Genomic DNA, 18,131 nt, shown 5'->3' on the forward strand with positions numbered 1-18,131 from the left:
CCGCCATGAACAGAACTCTCTATAGCGCGTTGTTTTATCTGGGGCTGCCACTGGTAGCGATTCGGCTGTGGCTGCGGGCACGCAAGGCGCCGGCTTATGCCCGGCGCATCGGCGAGCGCTTTTCCTGGGGCCTGCCGACCCTGGTGCCGGGGGGGATCTGGGTCCACTCGGTGTCGGTGGGCGAGAGCATTGCCGCCGCGCCGATGATCCGCGCCTTGCTGCAACGTTATCCACAGTTGCCCATCACCGTCACCTGCATGACGCCCACCGGGTCGGAACGGATCCAGGCGATGTTCGCCAACGAGCCGCGCATCCAGCACTGTTATCTGCCTTACGACTTGCCCTGTGCCGCCAAACGTTTTCTCGACCGGGCCCGCCCGGTCCTGGCGGTGATCATGGAAACCGAGCTGTGGCCCAATCATATTCACCAGTGCGCCAGGCGCGGCATTCCGGTGGCCCTGGCCAACGCGCGGTTGTCGGAGCGCTCGGCCCGGGGTTATGCACGCTTTCCCAAGCTCACCCGGCCCATGCTTGCCGAGATGAGCCTGTTCGCCGTGCAGACCGAAGCCGAAGCCGAGCGTTTTCGCCAGTTGGGCGCCCGGGCGGAAACCGTCGAGGTCACCGGCTCCATCAAGTTCGACCTGACCATCGACCCGCAGCTGCTCGAAGACGCCAGCGCCTTGCGCCGCCAGTGGCAGGCAACCGAGCGCCCGGTGTGGATCGCCGCCAGCACCCATGAAGGTGAAGACGAAGTGGTACTCGCTGCTCACCGTCGGCTGCTCGACAGTTATCCCGATGCGTTGCTGATCCTGGTGCCGCGTCATCCCGAGCGCTTCGACTCAGTGCACCAGTTGTGTGAAAACGAAGGTCTGGTCACGGTGCGGCGCTCCAGCGGCCAGCCGGTTACCGCCCAGGCTTCGGTGCTGCTCGGCGACACCATGGGCGAACTGCTGTTTCTCTACGCGTTGGCCGACAGCGCGTTTGTCGGTGGCAGCCTGGTACCCAACGGTGGGCACAACCTGCTCGAACCGGCGGCCCTGGCGAAACCGGTGCTCAGTGGGCCGCACCTGTTCAACTTTCTCGAAATCGCCGCGCAACTGCGTGCTGCCGGAGCGCTGGCGGAAGTGGAAGATGCCGAGAGCCTGGCCCTTGCGGTGCAGCGTCTGTTCGAACTGCCCCGCGATGCCCAGCGCATGGCTGAGGCAGGGCTGAAGGTGATGCGCACCAACCAGGGCGCGTTGCAGCGGTTGCTGGAGGGGTTGGGGCGGTTGCTCGGCTGAGTGGTGGGGCAAGGCCTGTGGGTGCAAAGTCTGTGGGAGCAAGGCTTGCCCGCGATGGATGCAACCCGGTCTTTGCTTAAACCGCAGTGCCTGCATCGCGAGCAAGCTTTGCTCCCACAGGCCTTGCTTCCCACAGTTCTACTTCAAAAGGCCTGACCCTACAGCCATGCTCCTACAGGTTTTTCACTGCGCCGGCCGCGAGCGCAACTGTTGTGCCGCTGCCTGGGCCAGGTCCGGCGGCAGGAAGTCGCGGTCGGGGTTGTAGTCGGGCTTGAGGTAGCGCGACAGGTCCTGCAGGTCCGCCGGGCTCAACGTCCCGGCCGCTTGCTTCAGACGCAGGTTGTCGAGGATGTAGTCGTAGCGGGCGTTGTTGTAGTTGCGCACCGAGGTGTACAGCTGCCGCTGGGCATCGAGTACATCGACGATGTTGCGGGTGCCCACCTGGTAGCCGATTTCCGTGGCTTCCACCGCGCTCTGGTTGGAGATGATCGACTGGCGCCGGGCCTGGACCTGCTCCACATCCGTGTTGACCGCACGGTGCAGGTTACGGGTGTTTTCCACCACCTGCCGGCGCAGGCCTTCGCGTTGCTGTTCGGTCTGGGTGAGCTGCGAGTACGACTCGCGCACTTGGGAACTGGTCAGGCCGCCGCTGTAGATCGGGATACTCAATTGCAAACCGATGGTGCGTTGCTCGGCATCACCGCCATAGCGCTGTCCGGTCGGGCTCGGGTTGGTGAAGCCGAGGCCGTCGTTGTCGCCTTTCTTGTACTGGGCGATCGCATCGAGGGTCGGCGCATGACCGGCCTTGCGTTGGCGCAGGGTGTCTTCGGCGGCATCAACGGCGTAGTTGCTGGCCAGCAGGTTCAGGTTCTGCTTGGCCGCCGTGTCGACCCAGGCCTTGGCATCGTTCGGTGCCGGCGGCAGGATCGGCAGGGTGTGGACGATGCCCTGGAGCGAGTTGTACTGGCGGTTGGTCAGGGTGATCAAGGCTTCGAAGGCGTCGTCGACCTGACGCTGGGCAAGGATCCGGTTGGCCCGCGCCGTATCGTAGCTGGCCTGGGATTGCAGCACGTCGGTCTTGTCCGACAGGCCCACGTCGAAGCGCTCGTTGGACTGGTCGAGCTGGCGCTTGAACGCCGCTTCCTCAGCCTTGGTCGAGGCCAGGTTGTCCTGGCTGCGCAGTACATTGAAGTAGCTCTCGGCGCTTTGCAGGATCATGTTCTGTTCGGTGGCCGACAGTTGCAGCGAGGCTTGTTCGTTGACGGACTTGGCCGCCTGGAGTTGGAACCAGCGGTCGGCACGGAAAATCGGTTGGGACAGCGTGGCCTGGTAGACCGTGGAGCTGCGGGTAGCGGTCATTGCCGGCTGGTCGAGCTCGGTACGGGTGTTGTTCAGGTCGGCGCCGGCCGAAAGGTTGGGCAACAACCCGGCACGCGCCTGGGGCACCACTTCCTTCTGGACGCCGTATTGGGCACGGGCGGCGGCCAGGTCGGCGTTATTGTCCACCGCTTCCTGATAGACACTCACCAGATCGGTTTTGGTGGTCAGGGGCGCTTCGGCAGCCCAGGCCATTCCGTTGGACGCACAAGACACGGCGAGGGCCAGTGAAAGTTTGCGCAGCATGAGGCGATCCCTACTTCTCGAATGTTTGCGCACAAGAGGCGCGGCGTAGCGAGTGTAGTTGCGCGCAGGCACGGCAACAATCCTGTATATGCGCCATTCATCACGGCTTTTACCCGAGTGATGGCGTTCTGTGGTGGTTGTGTCTAGACTGGCCGGGTTCTTGTCGGGGTGCCTTGCTATGAGGCTGAGATCGAATAATTTCGGATCCCGTTGAACCTGATCAGGTTAACGCCTGCGTAGGGAACAAGATTTCTCGTCACCCGGCGAGTCCTCTTGTGCTTCGTCCGGGATGTTGTTCGACCATCGACTTTCGATCTTCGAGCATCCTCGAACAGCAAGCACAGCGTCCGCACTTTCGTGCAGGGACGTGTCCATTCGTTACAGGTTCGCTCCGACAAAAATCCACTGCCTGGATGTGTGTCTGGAGAGCCCGTGATGACGACAAAAGCAAAAAACGCGACCAACCTCAGCGATTCGGCCAAGGTCGATGAGCAATCGGTCCAGCCCTTTACCCGCTCGCAAAAAATCTATGTCCAGGGCAGCCGCCCGGATATTCGTGTGCCCATGCGCGAAATCAGCCTCGACGTGACCCCCACCGACTTCGGCGGCGAGATCAACGCGCCAGTGGTGGTGTACGACACGTCGGGCCCGTACACCGACCCGAACGTGATCATCGACGTGCGCAAAGGCCTGGCCGACGTGCGTTCTTCGTGGATCGAAGCCCGTGGCGACACCGAGCGCCTGGCGGGCCTGAGTTCCAACTTCGGCCAGGAACGCCTGGCCGACCCTGAACTGACCAAGCTGCGCTTCGCCCACGTGAACAACCCGCGTCGGGCCAAGCCAGGCGCCAACGTCAGCCAGATGCACTATGCGCGCAAAGGCATCATCACCGCCGAGATGGAATACGTCGCCATCCGCGAAAACATGAAACTGGAAGTGGCCCGCGCCGCCGGCCTGCTGGACCAGCAACACGCCGGCCACAGCTTCGGCGCCAGCGTGCCGAAAGTCATCACCCCGGAATTCGTGCGCGATGAAATCGCCCGTGGCCGCGCGATCATCCCGGCCAACATCAACCACACCGAACTGGAACCGATGATCATCGGCCGTAACTTCCTGGTGAAGATCAACGGCAACATCGGCAACAGTGCCCTGGGTTCGTCCATCGAAGAAGAAGTGGCGAAGCTGACCTGGGGCATCCGCTGGGGTTCGGACACGGTCATGGACCTGTCCACCGGCAAGCACATCCATGAAACCCGCGAGTGGATCATCCGCAACTCGCCGGTGCCGATCGGCACCGTGCCGATCTACCAGGCCCTGGAAAAAGTCGGCGGCGTGGCCGAAGACCTGACCTGGGAGCTGTTCCGCGACACGCTGATCGAGCAGGCCGAGCAGGGCGTCGACTACTTCACCATCCACGCCGGCGTGTTGCTGCGCTATGTGCCGATGACCGCCAAGCGCGTCACCGGGATCGTCAGCCGTGGCGGTTCGATCATGGCCAAGTGGTGCCTGGCGCACCACAAAGAGAACTTCCTCTACACCCACTTCGAAGACATCTGCGAAATCATGAAGGCCTACGACGTCAGCTTCTCGCTGGGCGATGGCCTGCGTCCGGGCTCGATTGCCGACGCCAACGACGAAGCGCAGTTCGGCGAGCTGGAAACCCTCGGCGAGTTGACCAAGATCGCCTGGAAGCACGATGTGCAATGCATGATCGAAGGCCCTGGCCACGTGCCGATGCAGTTGATCAAGGAGAACATGGACAAGCAACTCGAGTGCTGCGACGAGGCGCCGTTCTACACCCTCGGCCCACTGACCACCGACATCGCGCCGGGTTACGACCACATCACTTCCGGCATCGGTGCGGCGATGATCGGCTGGTTCGGTTGCGCCATGCTCTGCTACGTCACGCCGAAGGAGCACCTCGGCTTGCCGAACAAGGATGACGTGAAGACCGGGATCATCACCTACAAGATCGCCGCCCACGCGGCCGACCTTGCCAAGGGCCACCCGGGCGCGCAGATCCGTGACAACGCCTTGAGCAAGGCGCGTTTCGAGTTCCGCTGGGAAGACCAGTTCAACCTCGGCCTGGACCCGGACACTGCCCGTTCGTACCACGACGAAACCCTGCCGAAGGACTCGGCCAAGGTGGCGCATTTCTGCTCGATGTGCGGGCCGAAATTCTGCTCGATGAAAATCACCCAGGAAGTGCGCGAGTACGCCGCCAACCAGCGCATTGAAGCGGTGGATGTCGATGTTGCCCAAGGCTTGGCGGAGCAGGCGGAGCGGTTCAAGCAGGAAGGTAGTCAGCTTTACAAGAAAGTGTGATGTGAGCTGAGGGGGCGGTGTTTTCACTGCCCTCATCGCGAGCAAGCTCGCTCCCACAGGGGATCTACTGTGGACACAAAAAACTGTGTGCACCTGTGATCCCTTGTGGGAGCGAGCTTGCTCGCGATAGCGGCCAAAAAAACAACAGATATCCTTCTGAGATAACCACCCTTGAACATCCAACCCAGCACCTACTCCCCTGACGCCGCGGTCCCCCTGGACAAGCGCGTGTTCGGCGCCCGCGATCTGTTTTCCCTGTGGTTCTCCCTCGGCATCGGCCTGATGGTCCTGCAAGTCGGCGCCTTGCTCGCACCGGGCCTGGGCCTGAGCGTTTCGTTGCTGGCGATTTTCCTCGGCACGCTGGTGGGCGTCCTGCTGCTGGCGGCGGTCGGGGTGATCGGCAGTGACACTGGCCTGTCGGCCATGGCCGCCCTCAAGCTCAGCCTGGGCGGCAAGGGCGCGAGCGTGCCGGCGGTGTTGAACTTGCTGCAATTGATCGGCTGGGGCTCGTTCGAAATCATCGTCATGCGTGACGCCGCCAGTTTGCTCGGCGCGCGGGCCTTCAGCGAAGGCAGCCTGGGGTCGAACCCGCTGCTGTGGACGCTGTTCTTCGGCGCCCTGGCGACCCTGCTCGCGGTGAGTGGGCCGTTGACCTTCGTGCGCAAGGTCCTGCGCAAGTGGGGCATCTGGTTACTGCTGGCGGCCTGTATCTGGTTGACCTGGAACCTGTTCGCCAAGGCTGACCTGGCGGCTCTGTGGGCCCAGGCGGGCGATGGTTCAATGCCGCTGGCGGTGGGGTTCGACATCGCCATTGCCATGCCGCTGTCGTGGTTGCCGCTGATCGCCGACTACTCACGCTTCGGCCAACGCGCCAAGAACGTCTTCGGCGGCACGGCCGTGGGTTTCTTCATCGGTAACTTCTGGCTGATGAGCCTGGGCGTGGCCTACACCCTGGCCTTCGCGCCGAGCGGTGAAGTCAACGCGTTGCTGCTGGCCCTGGCCGGTGCCGGGCTGGGCATTCCGTTACTGCTGATTCTGCTGGACGAGTCGGAAAACGCCTTCGCCGACATCCACTCGGCGGCAGTGTCCAGCGGCATGCTGTCGGGGTTGAAGGTCGAGCACCTGGCCTTGGCGATTGGCGTCATCTGCACCTTGATCGCCTGCTTCGCACCGTTGGCGCAATACCAGAACTTCCTGTTGCTGATCGGCTCGGTGTTCGCGCCGCTGTTCGGCGTGGTGCTGGTGGACCACTTCATCCTGCGCAAACGCAGCAGCCAAGTGGTGTCAGCCGCGTTGCGCTGGCCGGCCCTGTTGGCTTGGCTGGGTGGGGTGAGCACTTATCACTTGCTGGCCAACCTCTATCCGGATGTCGGTGCAACCCTGCCGTCGCTGATTCTGGCAGGGTTGCTGCAACTGCTGTTGGGTCGGGCTTTCAGCTACGGCCGGGGAACAGCTCGGGCTTGAGGATGCCATTGAGGCGGGGATAGGCGATCTTCAGTTCGATGTGACCCAGGGCGTACGGCGCGATGGTGCTCACTTCGTACTTGAGGATCACCCCGCCGTAGGTCAGCGCCACGTGCGGGGTTTTCTGGAAGGACCACTGTTTCAGGAACTCGGGCTCCTGATCCAGCTTGGTGCTGATCAGCCAACTGTTGTGGGCGACTTGCGCGGCTTTCCAGAAGGCTTCTTCCTGGCCTGGCAGCAGCATGTCCAACAGGGTCAGCACCTTGTGCTGCTGGCGCGAATAGTTGATGAAGCCGCGCCCTGGCGTGCCATGGGCACCGCCGGTGTCCAGGTAGCTGGACAATTCGATGATCACCAGGCCGTCATGTTGCTCGCGTACCTTGGCCTGCAAATAGCTGCTGTTGCGCGGCGCGGCGTTGCGCAAGAACTGTTCGCGATAGGCCGCCAGCGTCGGTGCCACCGGGGCGTCCGGAGTGCGGGTCATTTGCAGCAGGCGTTTTTCGACGATGCCGTCCAAGGCAGGCTCGGTGGGAAAGTGCAGGGTATCGATGTTCACCAATGGGCAGTCGGCGCTGGCGCAGCCGGGCTGCAATTGTTCCGAAGCGTCGCGGGTGGTCTCCAGCGGTGCGCGATAGTTGGGTTGGAACAGGCTTTGGCAAGCGCCCAGGGTCAGGGCAATGGCAGCCACGGAGGCGGTTTTGAAAAGCGACATGGGCGTCCTTCATGAAACACGGAAAGGCAAAAAGTTACCCGCTTCGACTGTCGGCAAGGCAATCAGTTCGCCACTAAGCTCATTAGAGTGATTTTCAGCGCAGCCGTCCATCCCGATCACCGGAAAGGGGCTGCATCAAAGGGTACGGGCGCGTTAGGATGGCGCGAAGCCGAGGTTGGAACCTCGTATTGATCCATTGCACACGAGGATTGTCATGACCGACTTCGCCAACGCCGCACCGAACACCGTGGACATCGTCAAGCGTGAAACCTGCTTCAAGGGTTTCTATAAGCTCGACCGCCTCGTCTTGCGCCACGAGTTGTTCGCCGGTGGCATGAGCCGTGAGATCAGCCGTGAACTGTTCGTGCGTCATGACGCGGTGTGCGTGCTGCCCTACGATCCGCAGCGCGATGAAGTGGTGTTGATCGAGCAGTTTCGCGTGGGGGCCATTGGCAAGACCACCAACCCCTGGCTGGTGGAACTGGTGGCCGGCCTCATCGACAAGGATGAGCAACCGGAAGAAGTTGCTCATCGCGAAGCGCAGGAGGAAGCTGGGCTTGTCTTCGCTGCGCTTTGGCCGATGACTCAGTATTTTCCATCGCCAGGCGGCAGCAATGAATTCGTACATTTGTTCTTGGGGCGTTGCGACAGCACGGGGGCAGGCGGCCTGCATGGCCTTCTGGAAGAAGCCGAGGACATTCGGGTGAAGGTCTGGGCCTACGAAGATGCCTTGCAAGCCGTGCGCGACGGGCGTATCTGCAACGCGGCCAGCATCATTGCCTTGCAATGGCTGGCCTTGAATCGCGATGAAGTGAGGGGGCTATGGTCCTGAACAAGCTGCGCGACCGCTATCGCGTCGATCTGGTGGGGTTGCAGGCCGCCTGCGAGGCCAACTACGCCCGCCTGATGCGCTTGTTGCCGGACATGCGCAACGACCCGTTGCCGCGCCGCATCGCCGTGACCCACGGCGACCAGATGCTCGGCGTGCTGGCCCTGGAAGTGCTGCAGGCCTGTCCCTACACCACCACCTTGCAGGTGCGCCAGGAACACAGCTTGCCCTGGTTGCCGGTGCCACAGCTGGAAGTGCAGGTCTATCACGATGCGCGCATGGCCGAAGTCGTCAGCGCCGAGCATGCACGACGCTTTCGTGGCATCTATCCTTATCCCAATGCCTCGATGCACCAGCCGGATGAAAAGGCCCAGTTGAACCTGTTCCTGGGCGAGTGGCTGAGTCATTGCCTGGCGCTGGGCCACGAGTTCGAAGTCGTTCGGTAGTTGTGAACCGGTTCCGGTTCGCGGGTTTCCCCTTTCGATCGTCCCCCAGCATAATTGCGGCTTCATGCAACGGCGTGATTGCGCCTGGGAGAGAGCGATTTGCCGAGCGTATCCAGCTTGACCACTGCCGATGCGGCGTTGTTGGTCCAACTGTCCGATAGCCATTTGTTCGCCGAGGCCGATGCCTCGCTGCTGGGCATGAATACCCGTGACAGTTTGCGGGCGGTCATCGACTTGGTGCTCAAGCAGCAGCCGGACATTGACCTGATGCTCGCCACGGGGGATCTGTCCCAGGACGGCACGTTGGAGTCCTACGCGGCGTTTCGCCAGTTGACTGCACGAATCGATGCGCCGGCGCGGTGGATTCCCGGTAACCATGACGAGCCGCGGGTGATGCTCGAGGCGGCGGTCAAGAGCACGTTGCTCGATCCGGTGGTGGACATCGGCAATTGGCGGGTAACGATGCTGGACTCGGCCGTGCCGGGTTCGGTGCCGGGGTTTTTGGCCGAGGAGCAGTTGATTCTATTGGCCAATGCGTTGAGCGAGGCGCCGGAGCGGCATCACCTGGTGTGTCTGCACCATCATCCTGTTTCGATTGGGTGTGCGTGGATGGAGCCGATTGGGTTGCGTAATCCGGAGGCTTTGTTTGCGGTGTTGGATCGGTTTCCACAGGTGCGGGCGGTATTGTGGGGGCATGTGCACCAGGAGGTTGATCGGGTGCGCGAGGGGGTTCGTTTGTTGGCTTCGCCTTCGACCTGTATTCAGTTTGAGCCGGGGAGTGAGGATTTTGCGGTGGGCGCGCAGGCGCCGGGGTATCGGTGGTTGCGGCTTTGGCCGGATGGGCGGTTGGAGACGGGGGTTGAGCGGGTGGTTGGGTTTGCGTTTACCCCTGACTATGACTCCAACGGGTACTGAGTTCGGCCCAACTGTGGGAGCGAGCAAGCTCGGCTCCCACCGGGATCGGCGGTGGACACTGATCTTATAAACGACCAAAAACCTGTGTGGGAGCGAGCTTGCTCGCGATGGCGGTCTGATTGAGTACATATCCATTGCTGCGGTAACGGCTGCTGACGGTTCCGCTCTTACAGCGGCTCACTTTTGAGAAGCGCAAAAGTAAGCAAAACGCTTTATGCCCCACCACTCGGCACCTCGCCTAGGCTCGGTGTGCCCTCACTCCGGCATTGCTCCGTGGGCCCGCCGCGAAGGGCCATCCATGGCCCAGCGCGGCTATCCCGGCATTCATGCCGGGATGCCCACTCCGCAATACCTGCGTTCGGCCAGCGTGGTTAACGGGGCGCCGAAATCAACGTCCACCGCGAGGCGGCCTTATAGCCGGCCTGGCTCTTGCGGGGGTGTACACCTATCAGACTTGTTTGAGCTGGACCTGTGGGAGCAAAGCTTGCTCGCGAGGCGGCCTGATAGCCGACCTGCTCTTGCAGGTGTACTCAGTCCAATTGTGGGAGCGAGCCTGCTCGCGAAGGCGGCGGTACATTCAGCATTGATGCAAGCAGACCTACCGCCATCGCGAGCAAGCTCGGCTCCCACCGGGATCGGCGGTGGACACTGATCTTATAAACGACCAAAAACCTGTGTGGGAGCGAGCTTGCTCGCGATAGCGGTCTGACAGCCGACCAAAATTTGTGGGAATGGTCGGACACACTTTCTGATTCAAGTAGATTTTTCCGACGAGTTCTGGCGGTTGCCGGGTGGGAAGGGCTGTCGTTAACCTTTTTCCGTCGCTGCAAATTCAGCGACCGGGCTTGGAAATCCGATAAGTAGACGGCGCGAAAGCGCCCTTCATAACGTATGCTTGCGGTCGTTTTTTGACCATGCTTTCGTTATGGCGGCTGTGCGCGGGAGACCTTCGGGTCTGTCGGGCTCGTTTACCCCGGTTTTCCAACCTGCGTACGGCTGCCACCCCCTCGCTTGGAAACGAACGTGGCAGCTCCAACCAGTAAACGGAGTGTCACCCTATGTTCAAAGCCACACCCAATCCCCCCGAAACCGATTCCCAAAAGCACGATGAAGCCGCCAAGCGCGCCCTCGATTATTATCTCGACCCCAAGCCTCAAGCCAAAAAGACACAACCCTCAAGCCAGCTGTTCTCTGTCGCGGAAAACGCAGACACCGAAACCCTCCTAGCCAACCTCAGCGAAACCCTGGCCTCCGCCAGCGCCATGCTTGGCGACCTAACCTTTGACCTGGAAGGCTCGCGTCGGCATTTCGCCCTGGGGATCCAGCAGATGATCGAGCTCAGTGAGCTATTGGCGAACCGGGCGTTGGACATCGTCGATCCGCGCTAACACCGAGCGGAAGCAATGTGTGGGGCACTCATCTCCTTGGGTTGCGAAGCACCCCCAAAAACTGCTGGTTGCCACAAACCTAATGTTGGAACGAAAAGGCAAGCTTATAGCCGACCTGTCTCTGGCGGCTGTACTTCAATCCAACTGTGGGAGCGAGCTTGCTCGCGAAGGCGGCGGCACATCCAACGCTGATGCAAGCTGGTCCACCGCCATCGCGAGCAAGCTCGCTCCCACAGGGGAAACGCGATCACCCTGAATCAGGTCGGCTATCAGGCCGCCTCGCGTCGGACGTTGATCTCGGCGCCCCGTTAACCACGCTGGCCGAACGCAGGCATTGTGGAGTGGGCATCCCGGCATGGATGCCGGGATAGCTGCGCTGGGCCATGGATGGCCCTTCGCAGCGGGCCCACGGAGCAATGCCGGAGTGAGGGCACACCGAGCCTAGGCGAGGTGCCGAGTGGTGGGGCAGAAGCGCTTTGGTTACTTTCGCCTGGGCCGGCATTCCGGCTTTTCGAAAGTGACCCGCCGTCAGGGCGGAACCCTAAGTGGCCGTTACCGCAGCAATGGATATGTACCCCCGTCCATAGGTTTAGGGGCTACTGCGTAGCCCAGCGGGAGCAAGCTCCCTCGCCACAAAGGCTAATGGGCGACTTGGAGAAGGTGTTAAAACACCCCAAACCCCCACAAACTCCCTGTAAACTCCGGCCTTTGCCCAACACCCAGGGAGTCGGCAATGTCGGGTTCTATCCTTTATATCCACGGCTTCAACAGCGCCCCAGCGTCGACCAAGGCCACTCAGTTGATCGACGTAATGGCGCAATTGGGCCTGAGCGACCGCCTACAAGTCCCAGCCCTGCACCACCACCCCCGCCAAGCCATCGGTCAGCTGGAACAGGCGATTGCGCAACTGGGGCGGCCGCTGCTGGTCGGCAGCTCGCTCGGCGGCTACTATGCGACTCACTTGGCCGAGCGCCACGGCCTCAAGGCCCTGTTGGTCAACCCGGCCGTCAGCCCGCATCGGATGTTCGACGGTTACCTGGGCACACAGAAGAATTTGTACACCGACGAAACCTGGGAATTGACCCACGACCACGTGACGGCCCTGGCCGAGCTGGAAGTGCCGGCGCCCTGGGATCCGCAGCGGTATCAGGTATGGTTGCAAACCGGTGACGAAACGCTGGATTATCGCCACGCCCAGCAGTATTACCGCGCCTGTGCCTTGCGCATCCAGGCCGGCGGCGACCACAGTTTCCAAGGGTTTGCCCAGCAGTTGCCGGCGCTGTTGAGTTTTGCCGGCATTGGCGCCGATTTGTACCAGGCGATCGACTTCACCTCGCTGTGAGCCATCGCCCCTTTTTCATTGAACACTGACGACGAGACCCCATGGCCACTCCCAGCGCTAGCTCTTATAACGCAGACGCCATCGAAGTCCTCTCGGGCCTCGACCCGGTGCGCAAGCGCCCCGGCATGTACACCGACACCAGTCGGCCGAACCACCTCGCCCAGGAAGTCATCGACAACAGTGTCGACGAAGCCTTGGCCGGGCATGCGAAGTCGGTGCAGGTCATCCTGCACGCCGATCACTCGCTGGAAGTCAGCGATGACGGTCGCGGCATGCCGGTGGACATACACCCTGAAGAGGGTGTGTCGGGCGTCGAGCTGATCCTCACCAAGCTCCACGCCGGCGGCAAGTTTTCCAACAAGAACTACCAGTTCTCCGGCGGTTTGCACGGGGTGGGTATTTCCGTGGTCAACGCCTTGTCGACCCAGGTGCGGGTGCGGGTCAAGCGTGACGGCAACGAATACCAGATGACTTTCGCCGATGGCTACAAGGCCACCGAGCTGGAAGTGGTGGGCACGGTCGGCAAGCGCAACACCGGGACCAGCGTGTATTTCGCCCCGGACCCGAAATATTTCGATTCACCGAAGTTTTCCGTCAGCCGCCTCAAGCACGTGCTCAAGGCCAAGGCCGTGTTGTGCCCGGGGCTGCTGGTCAGTTTCGAGGACAAGGCCACCGGCGAGAAAGTCGAATGGCATTACGAAGACGGTCTGCGCTCTTACCTGGTGGACGCGGTCAGCGGTTTCGAACGCCTGCCCGACGAGCCGTTCTGCGGCAGCCTGGCCGGTAACAAGGAAGCGGTGGACTGGGCGCTGTTGTGGCTGCCCGAAGGTGGCGAAAGCGTCCAGGAAAGCTACGTCAACCTGATCCCTACGGCCCAGGGCGGCACCCACGTCAACGGCTTGCGCCAGGGCCTGCTCGATGCCATGCGCGAGTTCTGCGAGTTCCGCAACCTGCTGCCCCGTGGTGTGAAGCTGGCGCCGGAAGACGTTTGGGAACGCATCGCCTTTGTCCTGTCGATGAAGATGCAGGAGCCGCAATTCTCCGGCCAGACCAAGGAACGCCTGTCGTCCCGTGAGGCGGCGGCGTTTGTTTCCGGTGTGGTCAAGGATGCGTTCAGCCTGTGGCTCAACGCCAACCCGGAAACCGGCCTGGCCTTGGCGGAGCTGGCGATCAACAACGCCGGCCGTCGTCTCAAGGCCAGCAAGAAGGTCGAGCGCAAGCGCATCACCCAGGGGCCGGCCTTGCCGGGCAAGCTCGCCGATTGCGCCGGGCAGGACCCGATGCGTTCCGAGCTGTTCCTGGTGGAAGGTGACTCCGCCGGCGGCTCGGCCAAGCAGGCGCGGGATAAAGAGTTCCAGGCCATCCTGCCGTTGCGGGGCAAGATCCTCAACACCTGGGAAGTGGACGGCAGCGAAGTGCTGGCCAGCCAGGAAGTGCATAACATCGCTGTCGCCATCGGCGTCGACCCGGGTGCCGCCGACATGAGCCAACTGCGCTACGGCAAGATCTGCATCCTGGCCGACGCCGACTCCGACGGCCTGCACATCGCCACGTTGCTCTGCGCCTTGTTCGTCCAGCATTTCCGCCCGTTGGTGGATGCCGGTCACGTCTACGTGGCGATGCCGCCGCTGTACCGCATCGACCTGGGCAAGGAAATCTACTACGCCCTGGACGAAGCCGAGCGCGATGGCATCCTGGATCGCCTGGTGGCCGAGAAGAAACGTGGCAAGCCGCAGGTCACCCGATTCAAAGGTCTGGGCGAGATGAACCCGCCGCAGTTGCGCGAAACCACCATGGATCCGAACACTCGCCGCCTGGTGCAGTTGACCCTGGATGATTTCGAAGCGACCTCGGAAATGATGGACATGTTGCTGGCGAAGAAGCGCGCCGGCGACCGCAAGTCCTGGCTCGAATCCAAAGGGGACCTGGCCGAGGTGCTGGCCTGATGCGCAACGGGTTCGCCCTGGCGTTGTGGCTGTGGGCGGGGTTGGTAGTCGCAGGACCTGCGCCGGAACTGAAGCTGCTGTCCGAGCACGCCGTCGATGGCATGCGCGGCGGCAACCTGTCCGGGTTGGCGCTGTGCGGCGGCGAGATGTGGACGGTGTCCGATCGCGACGATGACCGGATCTATCGCCTCGTACCCTCCGAGGCGCCGGTCTGGCAGGCCGAGGTGGTTGAAATCCAGATGCCGAAGGTGCCGGACAGCGGTTTGCCCTGGGGCTTGAGCTCGCGGACCTGGGCGGCGTCGTTCCTGCGCGGTGGCGAGCTGGATTTCGAAGGCATCAGCTGTGACGGCGCCGGCAACCGTTATGTGGTCAGTGAGTCCTATGCCGCGGTGTTGCAGGTACCGCCGTCGGGCCCCGCGTCCTGGTTGAAAATCGCCCCCACTCTGATTCGCCAGGCCCGCGCCAGCGGCATGTTGCTGCATTTCAATGCGTTGTTCGAAGGCTTGGCGATCAACCCGGCCGGTGACCAGCTGTGGTTGGCCGCCGAGCGCGAACGTCGCGGCCTGCTGCTGATCAAGCGTCAGCAGACGGTGTGGGACTGCGATGGCAATTGCGTGTTGCTGAGCGAAGCCGGGCGGGAGATGCAGCCGGCGCAGTTCCCCAAGGCCAAGGCGGTTTCGCGGGATTTCGCGGACCTGTCATTGTTCAATGGCAAGCTGTTTACCCTGGAGCGCAACGCTTATCAGATCTGCCGGCGTGACCCGCAGACCGCCCAGGTCGAGCGTTGCTGGTCGTTCGCCGCCGAGGCGCTGCAGGATAACCGCCGTTATCCCCAGCCCTACGGGCTGGCCGAAGCGCTGGTGGTGGATGCCGAGGGCGCTTGGATCGGCCTGGACAACAACGATGGCAAGCGGGCCGATGGTGAACAGCGGCCAATCGTCTGGCGCTTCGCCGCGCCCGAGGGTGGCTGGAGTGCCTCGCCGTGAGCCAGCAGTTGCCGGGCAAGCGCGCCGGCCGGGTGCTGATGATCCTGGCCTGGTGCGCCGCGCTGTTTCTGGCGACGCGGTTTTTTGCTCAATGGGAGCAGCGTCAGCAAAATCCCAATACCCAGGTGTACTCGCAAAAAGGTGAAGGTTTTATCGAGGTGAAGCTGGTCGGCAATCAACAGGGGCATTTTGTCGCCAGCGGCCAGATCAACGGCCAGCCGGTGGACTTCATGCTCGACACCGGTGCCACTGACGTGGCGATTCCGATGGAGCTGGCCGAGCGCCTCAAGCTGGAAAAAGGATTCGGCGTGACCTTGAGTACCGCCAACGGTGTGGGCGAGGGCTACCGTACCCGCGTCGACCGGCTGCAATTGGGTGACATCGTCTTGCGCGATGTCCGTGCCCTGGTGGCGCCCGGCCTGGGTGGCACGCAAGTGCTGCTGGGCATGAGCGCCCTGAACAAACTTGAATTTACCCAGCGCGACGGCACCATGCTGCTGCGCCAGACAACGAACTGATGAGGCCCGCATGAGCGACATTCTTGCAGACAGCTTAGACGGCGTAGAACGCCGATCGCTGGCTGACTTCACCGAAAATGCCTACCTCAATTACTCCATGTACGTGATCATGGACCGTGCCTTGCCGCACATCGGCGACGGTTTGAAGCCGGTTCAACGGCGGATCATCTATGCCATGAGTGAGCTGGGGCTGGATGCGGATTCCAAGCACAAGAAATCGGCGCGTACCGTCGGTGACGTGCTCGGCAAGTTCCACCCCCACGGCGACTCGGCCTGCTATGAAGCCATGGTGCTGATGGCCCAGCCGTTCAGCTATCGCTACACGTTGGTGGACGGCCAGGGTAACTGGGGTGCGCCGGACGATCCCAAGTCCTTCGCGGCCATGCGTTACACCGAGGCGCGGCTGTCGCGCTATTCCGAGGTGCTGCTCAGCGAACTGGGCCAGGGCACCGCGGACTGGGGGCCGAACTTCGACGGCACCCTCGACGAACCCCTGGTTCTGCCAGCACGTTTGCCGAATATCCTTCTCAATGGCACCACCGGTATCGCCGTGGGCATGGCCACCGACGTGCCGCCCCACAACCTGCGGGAAGTGGCCACGGCGTGCGTGCGTCTGCTGGACGAGCCGAAAGCCACGGTGGAACAGCTCTGCGAGCACATCCAGGGCCCGGACTATCCGACCGAAGCCGAAATCATCACCCCGCGCGCCGACCTGCTGAAAATCTACGAGACCGGTCGCGGTTCGGTGCGCATGCGCGCCGTGTACCACATCGAAGACGGCGACATCATTGTCACGGCGCTGCCGCATCAGGTCTCCGGGGCCAAGGTCCTGGAACAGATTGCCGCGATGATGCAGGCAAAACCGTCGAAAGCGCCGCAAGTGGCTGACTTGCGCGACGAATCCGACCATGAAAACCCATGCCGCATCGTGATCATCCCGGTCAACAGCCGGGTCGATCACGACGCGCTGATGCAGCACCTGTTCGCCAGCACCGATCTGGAGTCCAGCTACCGGGTCAACATCAACATCATCGGCCTGGACGGCAAGCCGCAACTGAAAAACCTGCGGGCATTGCTGGTGGAATGGCTGGAGTTCCGGGTCAAGACCGTGCGCCGGCGCCTGCAATTCCGCCTGGACAAGGTCGAGCGCCGCCTGCACCTGTTGGACGGTTTGCTGATTGCCTACCTCAACCTGGATGAAGTGATCCACATCATCCGCACCGAGGAGCACCCCAAGGCCAGCCTGATCGCCCGCTTTGACCTGAGCGAAATCCAGGCCGACTACATCCTCGACACCCGCCTGCGGCAGTTGGCGCGCTTGGAAGAGATGAAGTTGCGCGCCGAGCAGGATGAATTGCTCAAGGAACAGGCCAAGCTGCAAGCCCTGCTGGGCAGCGAAGCCAAGCTCAAGAAGCTGGTACGCACCGAACTGCTCAAGGACGCCGAAACCTATGGCGACGACCGTCGCTCGCCGATCGTCGAACGTGCCGAAGCCAAGGCCCTGACTGAGCACGATCTGCTGCCGAACGAGAAAGTCACCGTCGTGCTGTCGGAAAAAGGTTGGGTACGTTCCGCCAAGGGTCATGATATTGACGCGACGGGGCTTTCCTACAAGGCCGGGGATGGCTTCAAGGCCTTGGCGGCCGGGCGTTCCAACCAGTTCGCGGTGTTCGTCGACTCCACTGGGCGCAGTTACTCCGTGCCGGCGCATACCTTGCCATCGGCTCGCGGCCAGGGTGAACCGCTGACCGGTCGTTTAACGCCACCGCCGGGTGCAACTTTTGAATGCGTGCTGATGCCTGATGATGATGGGCTGTACGTCATTGCATCGGACGCGGGTTACGGGTTCGTGGTCAAGGGCGAGGACCTGCAAGCCAAGAACAAGGCGGGCAAGGCGCTGTTGAGCCTGCCGAACAACGCCAAGGTGATTGCGCCGCGCCCGGTGGCCGATCGGGAGAGCAACTGGCTGGCATCGGTGACCACCGAAGGCCGGTTGCTGGTGTTCAAGATCAGCGACCTGCCACAGTTGGGTAAAGGCAAGGGCAACAAGATTATCGGTATTTCCGGCGAACGGGTCGCCAGCCGTGAGGAATATGTCACGGATATTGCAGTGTTGCCGGAAGGCGCCACGCTTGTGCTACAGGCAGGAAAGCGTACGCTTTCGTTGAAGGCGGACGATCTTGAGCACTACAAGGGTGAACGTGGTCGGCGGGGCAACAAGCTTCCGAGGGGCTTTCAGCGGGTCGATGCGCTGCTCGTCGAAAACCTCAATTAGGCGTAGTAGAGGGCTCGGTCTGCGATTAAATGCCGCAGATCGATGCTTTCGCGCTGGAGTCGGCGCGCATATTCACGGATGA

14 protein-coding genes and 1 riboswitch are annotated in these 18,131 nt (G+C 62.1%); of the genes, 12 read left to right on the plus strand and 2 right to left on the minus strand.

The features are described 5' to 3' along the window. The first annotated feature begins 5 nt into the window (after positions 1-5). Positions 6-1,280 carry a lipid IV(A) 3-deoxy-D-manno-octulosonic acid transferase gene (gene waaA, locus J4E63_RS22925; RefSeq protein WP_207283451.1) on the plus strand — a complete coding sequence of 425 codons (1,275 nt, stop codon included), beginning with the start codon at positions 6-8 and terminating at the stop codon, positions 1,278-1,280. 183 nt (positions 1,281-1,463) lie between these two features. Here waaA and J4E63_RS22930 read toward each other — a convergent pair whose 3' ends face one another. Then, positions 1,464-2,903, minus strand: a complete 1,440-nt coding sequence (locus tag J4E63_RS22930) for a TolC family outer membrane protein (protein WP_060739449.1) — start codon at positions 2,901-2,903, stop codon at positions 1,464-1,466. Between the two features lie 154 nt (positions 2,904-3,057). After that, a riboswitch (TPP riboswitch) is annotated at positions 3,058-3,163 on the plus strand. A 175-nt stretch (positions 3,164-3,338) separates the two neighbouring features. On the opposite strand from J4E63_RS22930, the gene thiC reads away from it, so the two are divergent. Next, a complete protein-coding gene (thiC, locus tag J4E63_RS22935) occupies positions 3,339-5,228 on the plus strand; it encodes a phosphomethylpyrimidine synthase ThiC (RefSeq protein WP_092175996.1) in 1,890 nt (629 codons plus the stop codon). A gap of 171 nt (positions 5,229-5,399) precedes the next feature. After that, on the plus strand, positions 5,400-6,692 hold the full coding sequence (gene cytX, locus J4E63_RS22940; RefSeq protein WP_207283452.1) for a putative hydroxymethylpyrimidine transporter CytX: 1,293 nt from the start codon (positions 5,400-5,402) through the stop codon (positions 6,690-6,692). Here cytX and J4E63_RS22945 read toward each other — a convergent pair. Then, entirely contained in the window at positions 6,661-7,404 is a 744-nt protein-coding gene (locus tag J4E63_RS22945) for a DUF3298 domain-containing protein (protein ID WP_207283453.1), read from the minus strand. The two genes, cytX and J4E63_RS22945, sit on opposite strands and share 32 nt — an antisense overlap. Positions 7,405-7,618: 214 nt before the next feature. On the opposite strand from J4E63_RS22945, the gene J4E63_RS22950 reads away from it, so the two are divergent. The 9 genes from J4E63_RS22950 to parC all read left to right on the plus strand — a co-directional run bounded on the left by J4E63_RS22950 (position 7,619) and on the right by parC (position 18,049). Next, positions 7,619-8,236 (plus strand): NUDIX domain-containing protein, encoded by a 618-nt coding sequence (locus J4E63_RS22950; protein ID WP_060739445.1) that lies wholly within the window; start codon positions 7,619-7,621, stop codon positions 8,234-8,236. Then, the gene (locus tag J4E63_RS22955) at positions 8,227-8,679 is read left to right on the plus strand and encodes a DUF1249 domain-containing protein (RefSeq protein ID WP_092205313.1); all 453 of its coding nucleotides are present in this window, start codon (positions 8,227-8,229) and stop codon (positions 8,677-8,679) included. The genes J4E63_RS22950 and J4E63_RS22955 overlap by 10 nt, the downstream gene beginning before the upstream one ends. Before the next feature lie 99 nt (positions 8,680-8,778). Then, entirely contained in the window at positions 8,779-9,594 is an 816-nt protein-coding gene (gene cpdA / locus J4E63_RS22960; protein WP_207283454.1) for a 3',5'-cyclic-AMP phosphodiesterase, read from the plus strand. A gap of 1,058 nt (positions 9,595-10,652) precedes the next feature. Then, positions 10,653-10,982: a DUF6124 family protein gene (locus tag J4E63_RS22965; RefSeq protein ID WP_207283455.1), complete on the plus strand. Its 330-nt coding sequence runs from the start codon at positions 10,653-10,655 to the stop codon at positions 10,980-10,982. A 733-nt stretch (positions 10,983-11,715) separates the two neighbouring features. Then, positions 11,716-12,324 carry a YqiA/YcfP family alpha/beta fold hydrolase gene (locus J4E63_RS22970; protein ID WP_207283456.1) on the plus strand — a complete coding sequence of 203 codons (609 nt, stop codon included), beginning with the start codon at positions 11,716-11,718 and terminating at the stop codon, positions 12,322-12,324. Positions 12,325-12,365: 41 nt separating this feature from the next. Further along, complete coding sequence (gene parE / locus J4E63_RS22975) at positions 12,366-14,270, plus strand: DNA topoisomerase IV subunit B (RefSeq protein ID WP_122567328.1); 1,905 nt, start codon at positions 12,366-12,368, stop codon at positions 14,268-14,270. Next, positions 14,270-15,256 carry an esterase-like activity of phytase family protein gene (locus tag J4E63_RS22980; protein ID WP_207283457.1) on the plus strand — a complete coding sequence of 329 codons (987 nt, stop codon included), beginning with the start codon at positions 14,270-14,272 and terminating at the stop codon, positions 15,254-15,256. The genes parE and J4E63_RS22980 overlap by 1 nt, the downstream gene beginning before the upstream one ends. Further along, complete coding sequence (locus J4E63_RS22985; RefSeq protein ID WP_207283458.1) at positions 15,253-15,774, plus strand: TIGR02281 family clan AA aspartic protease; 522 nt, start codon at positions 15,253-15,255, stop codon at positions 15,772-15,774. Before J4E63_RS22980 ends, J4E63_RS22985 begins: the two co-directional genes overlap by 4 nt. A gap of 10 nt (positions 15,775-15,784) precedes the next feature. Continuing rightward, positions 15,785-18,049 (plus strand): DNA topoisomerase IV subunit A, encoded by a 2,265-nt coding sequence (gene parC / locus J4E63_RS22990; protein ID WP_060739439.1) that lies wholly within the window; start codon positions 15,785-15,787, stop codon positions 18,047-18,049. Positions 18,050-18,131 lie beyond the last annotated feature (82 nt).

It is taken from the genome of Pseudomonas sp. FW300-N2F2 (assembly GCF_017351655.1).
Taxonomy (GTDB): domain Bacteria; phylum Pseudomonadota; class Gammaproteobacteria; order Pseudomonadales; family Pseudomonadaceae; genus Aquipseudomonas; species Aquipseudomonas fluorescens_AA.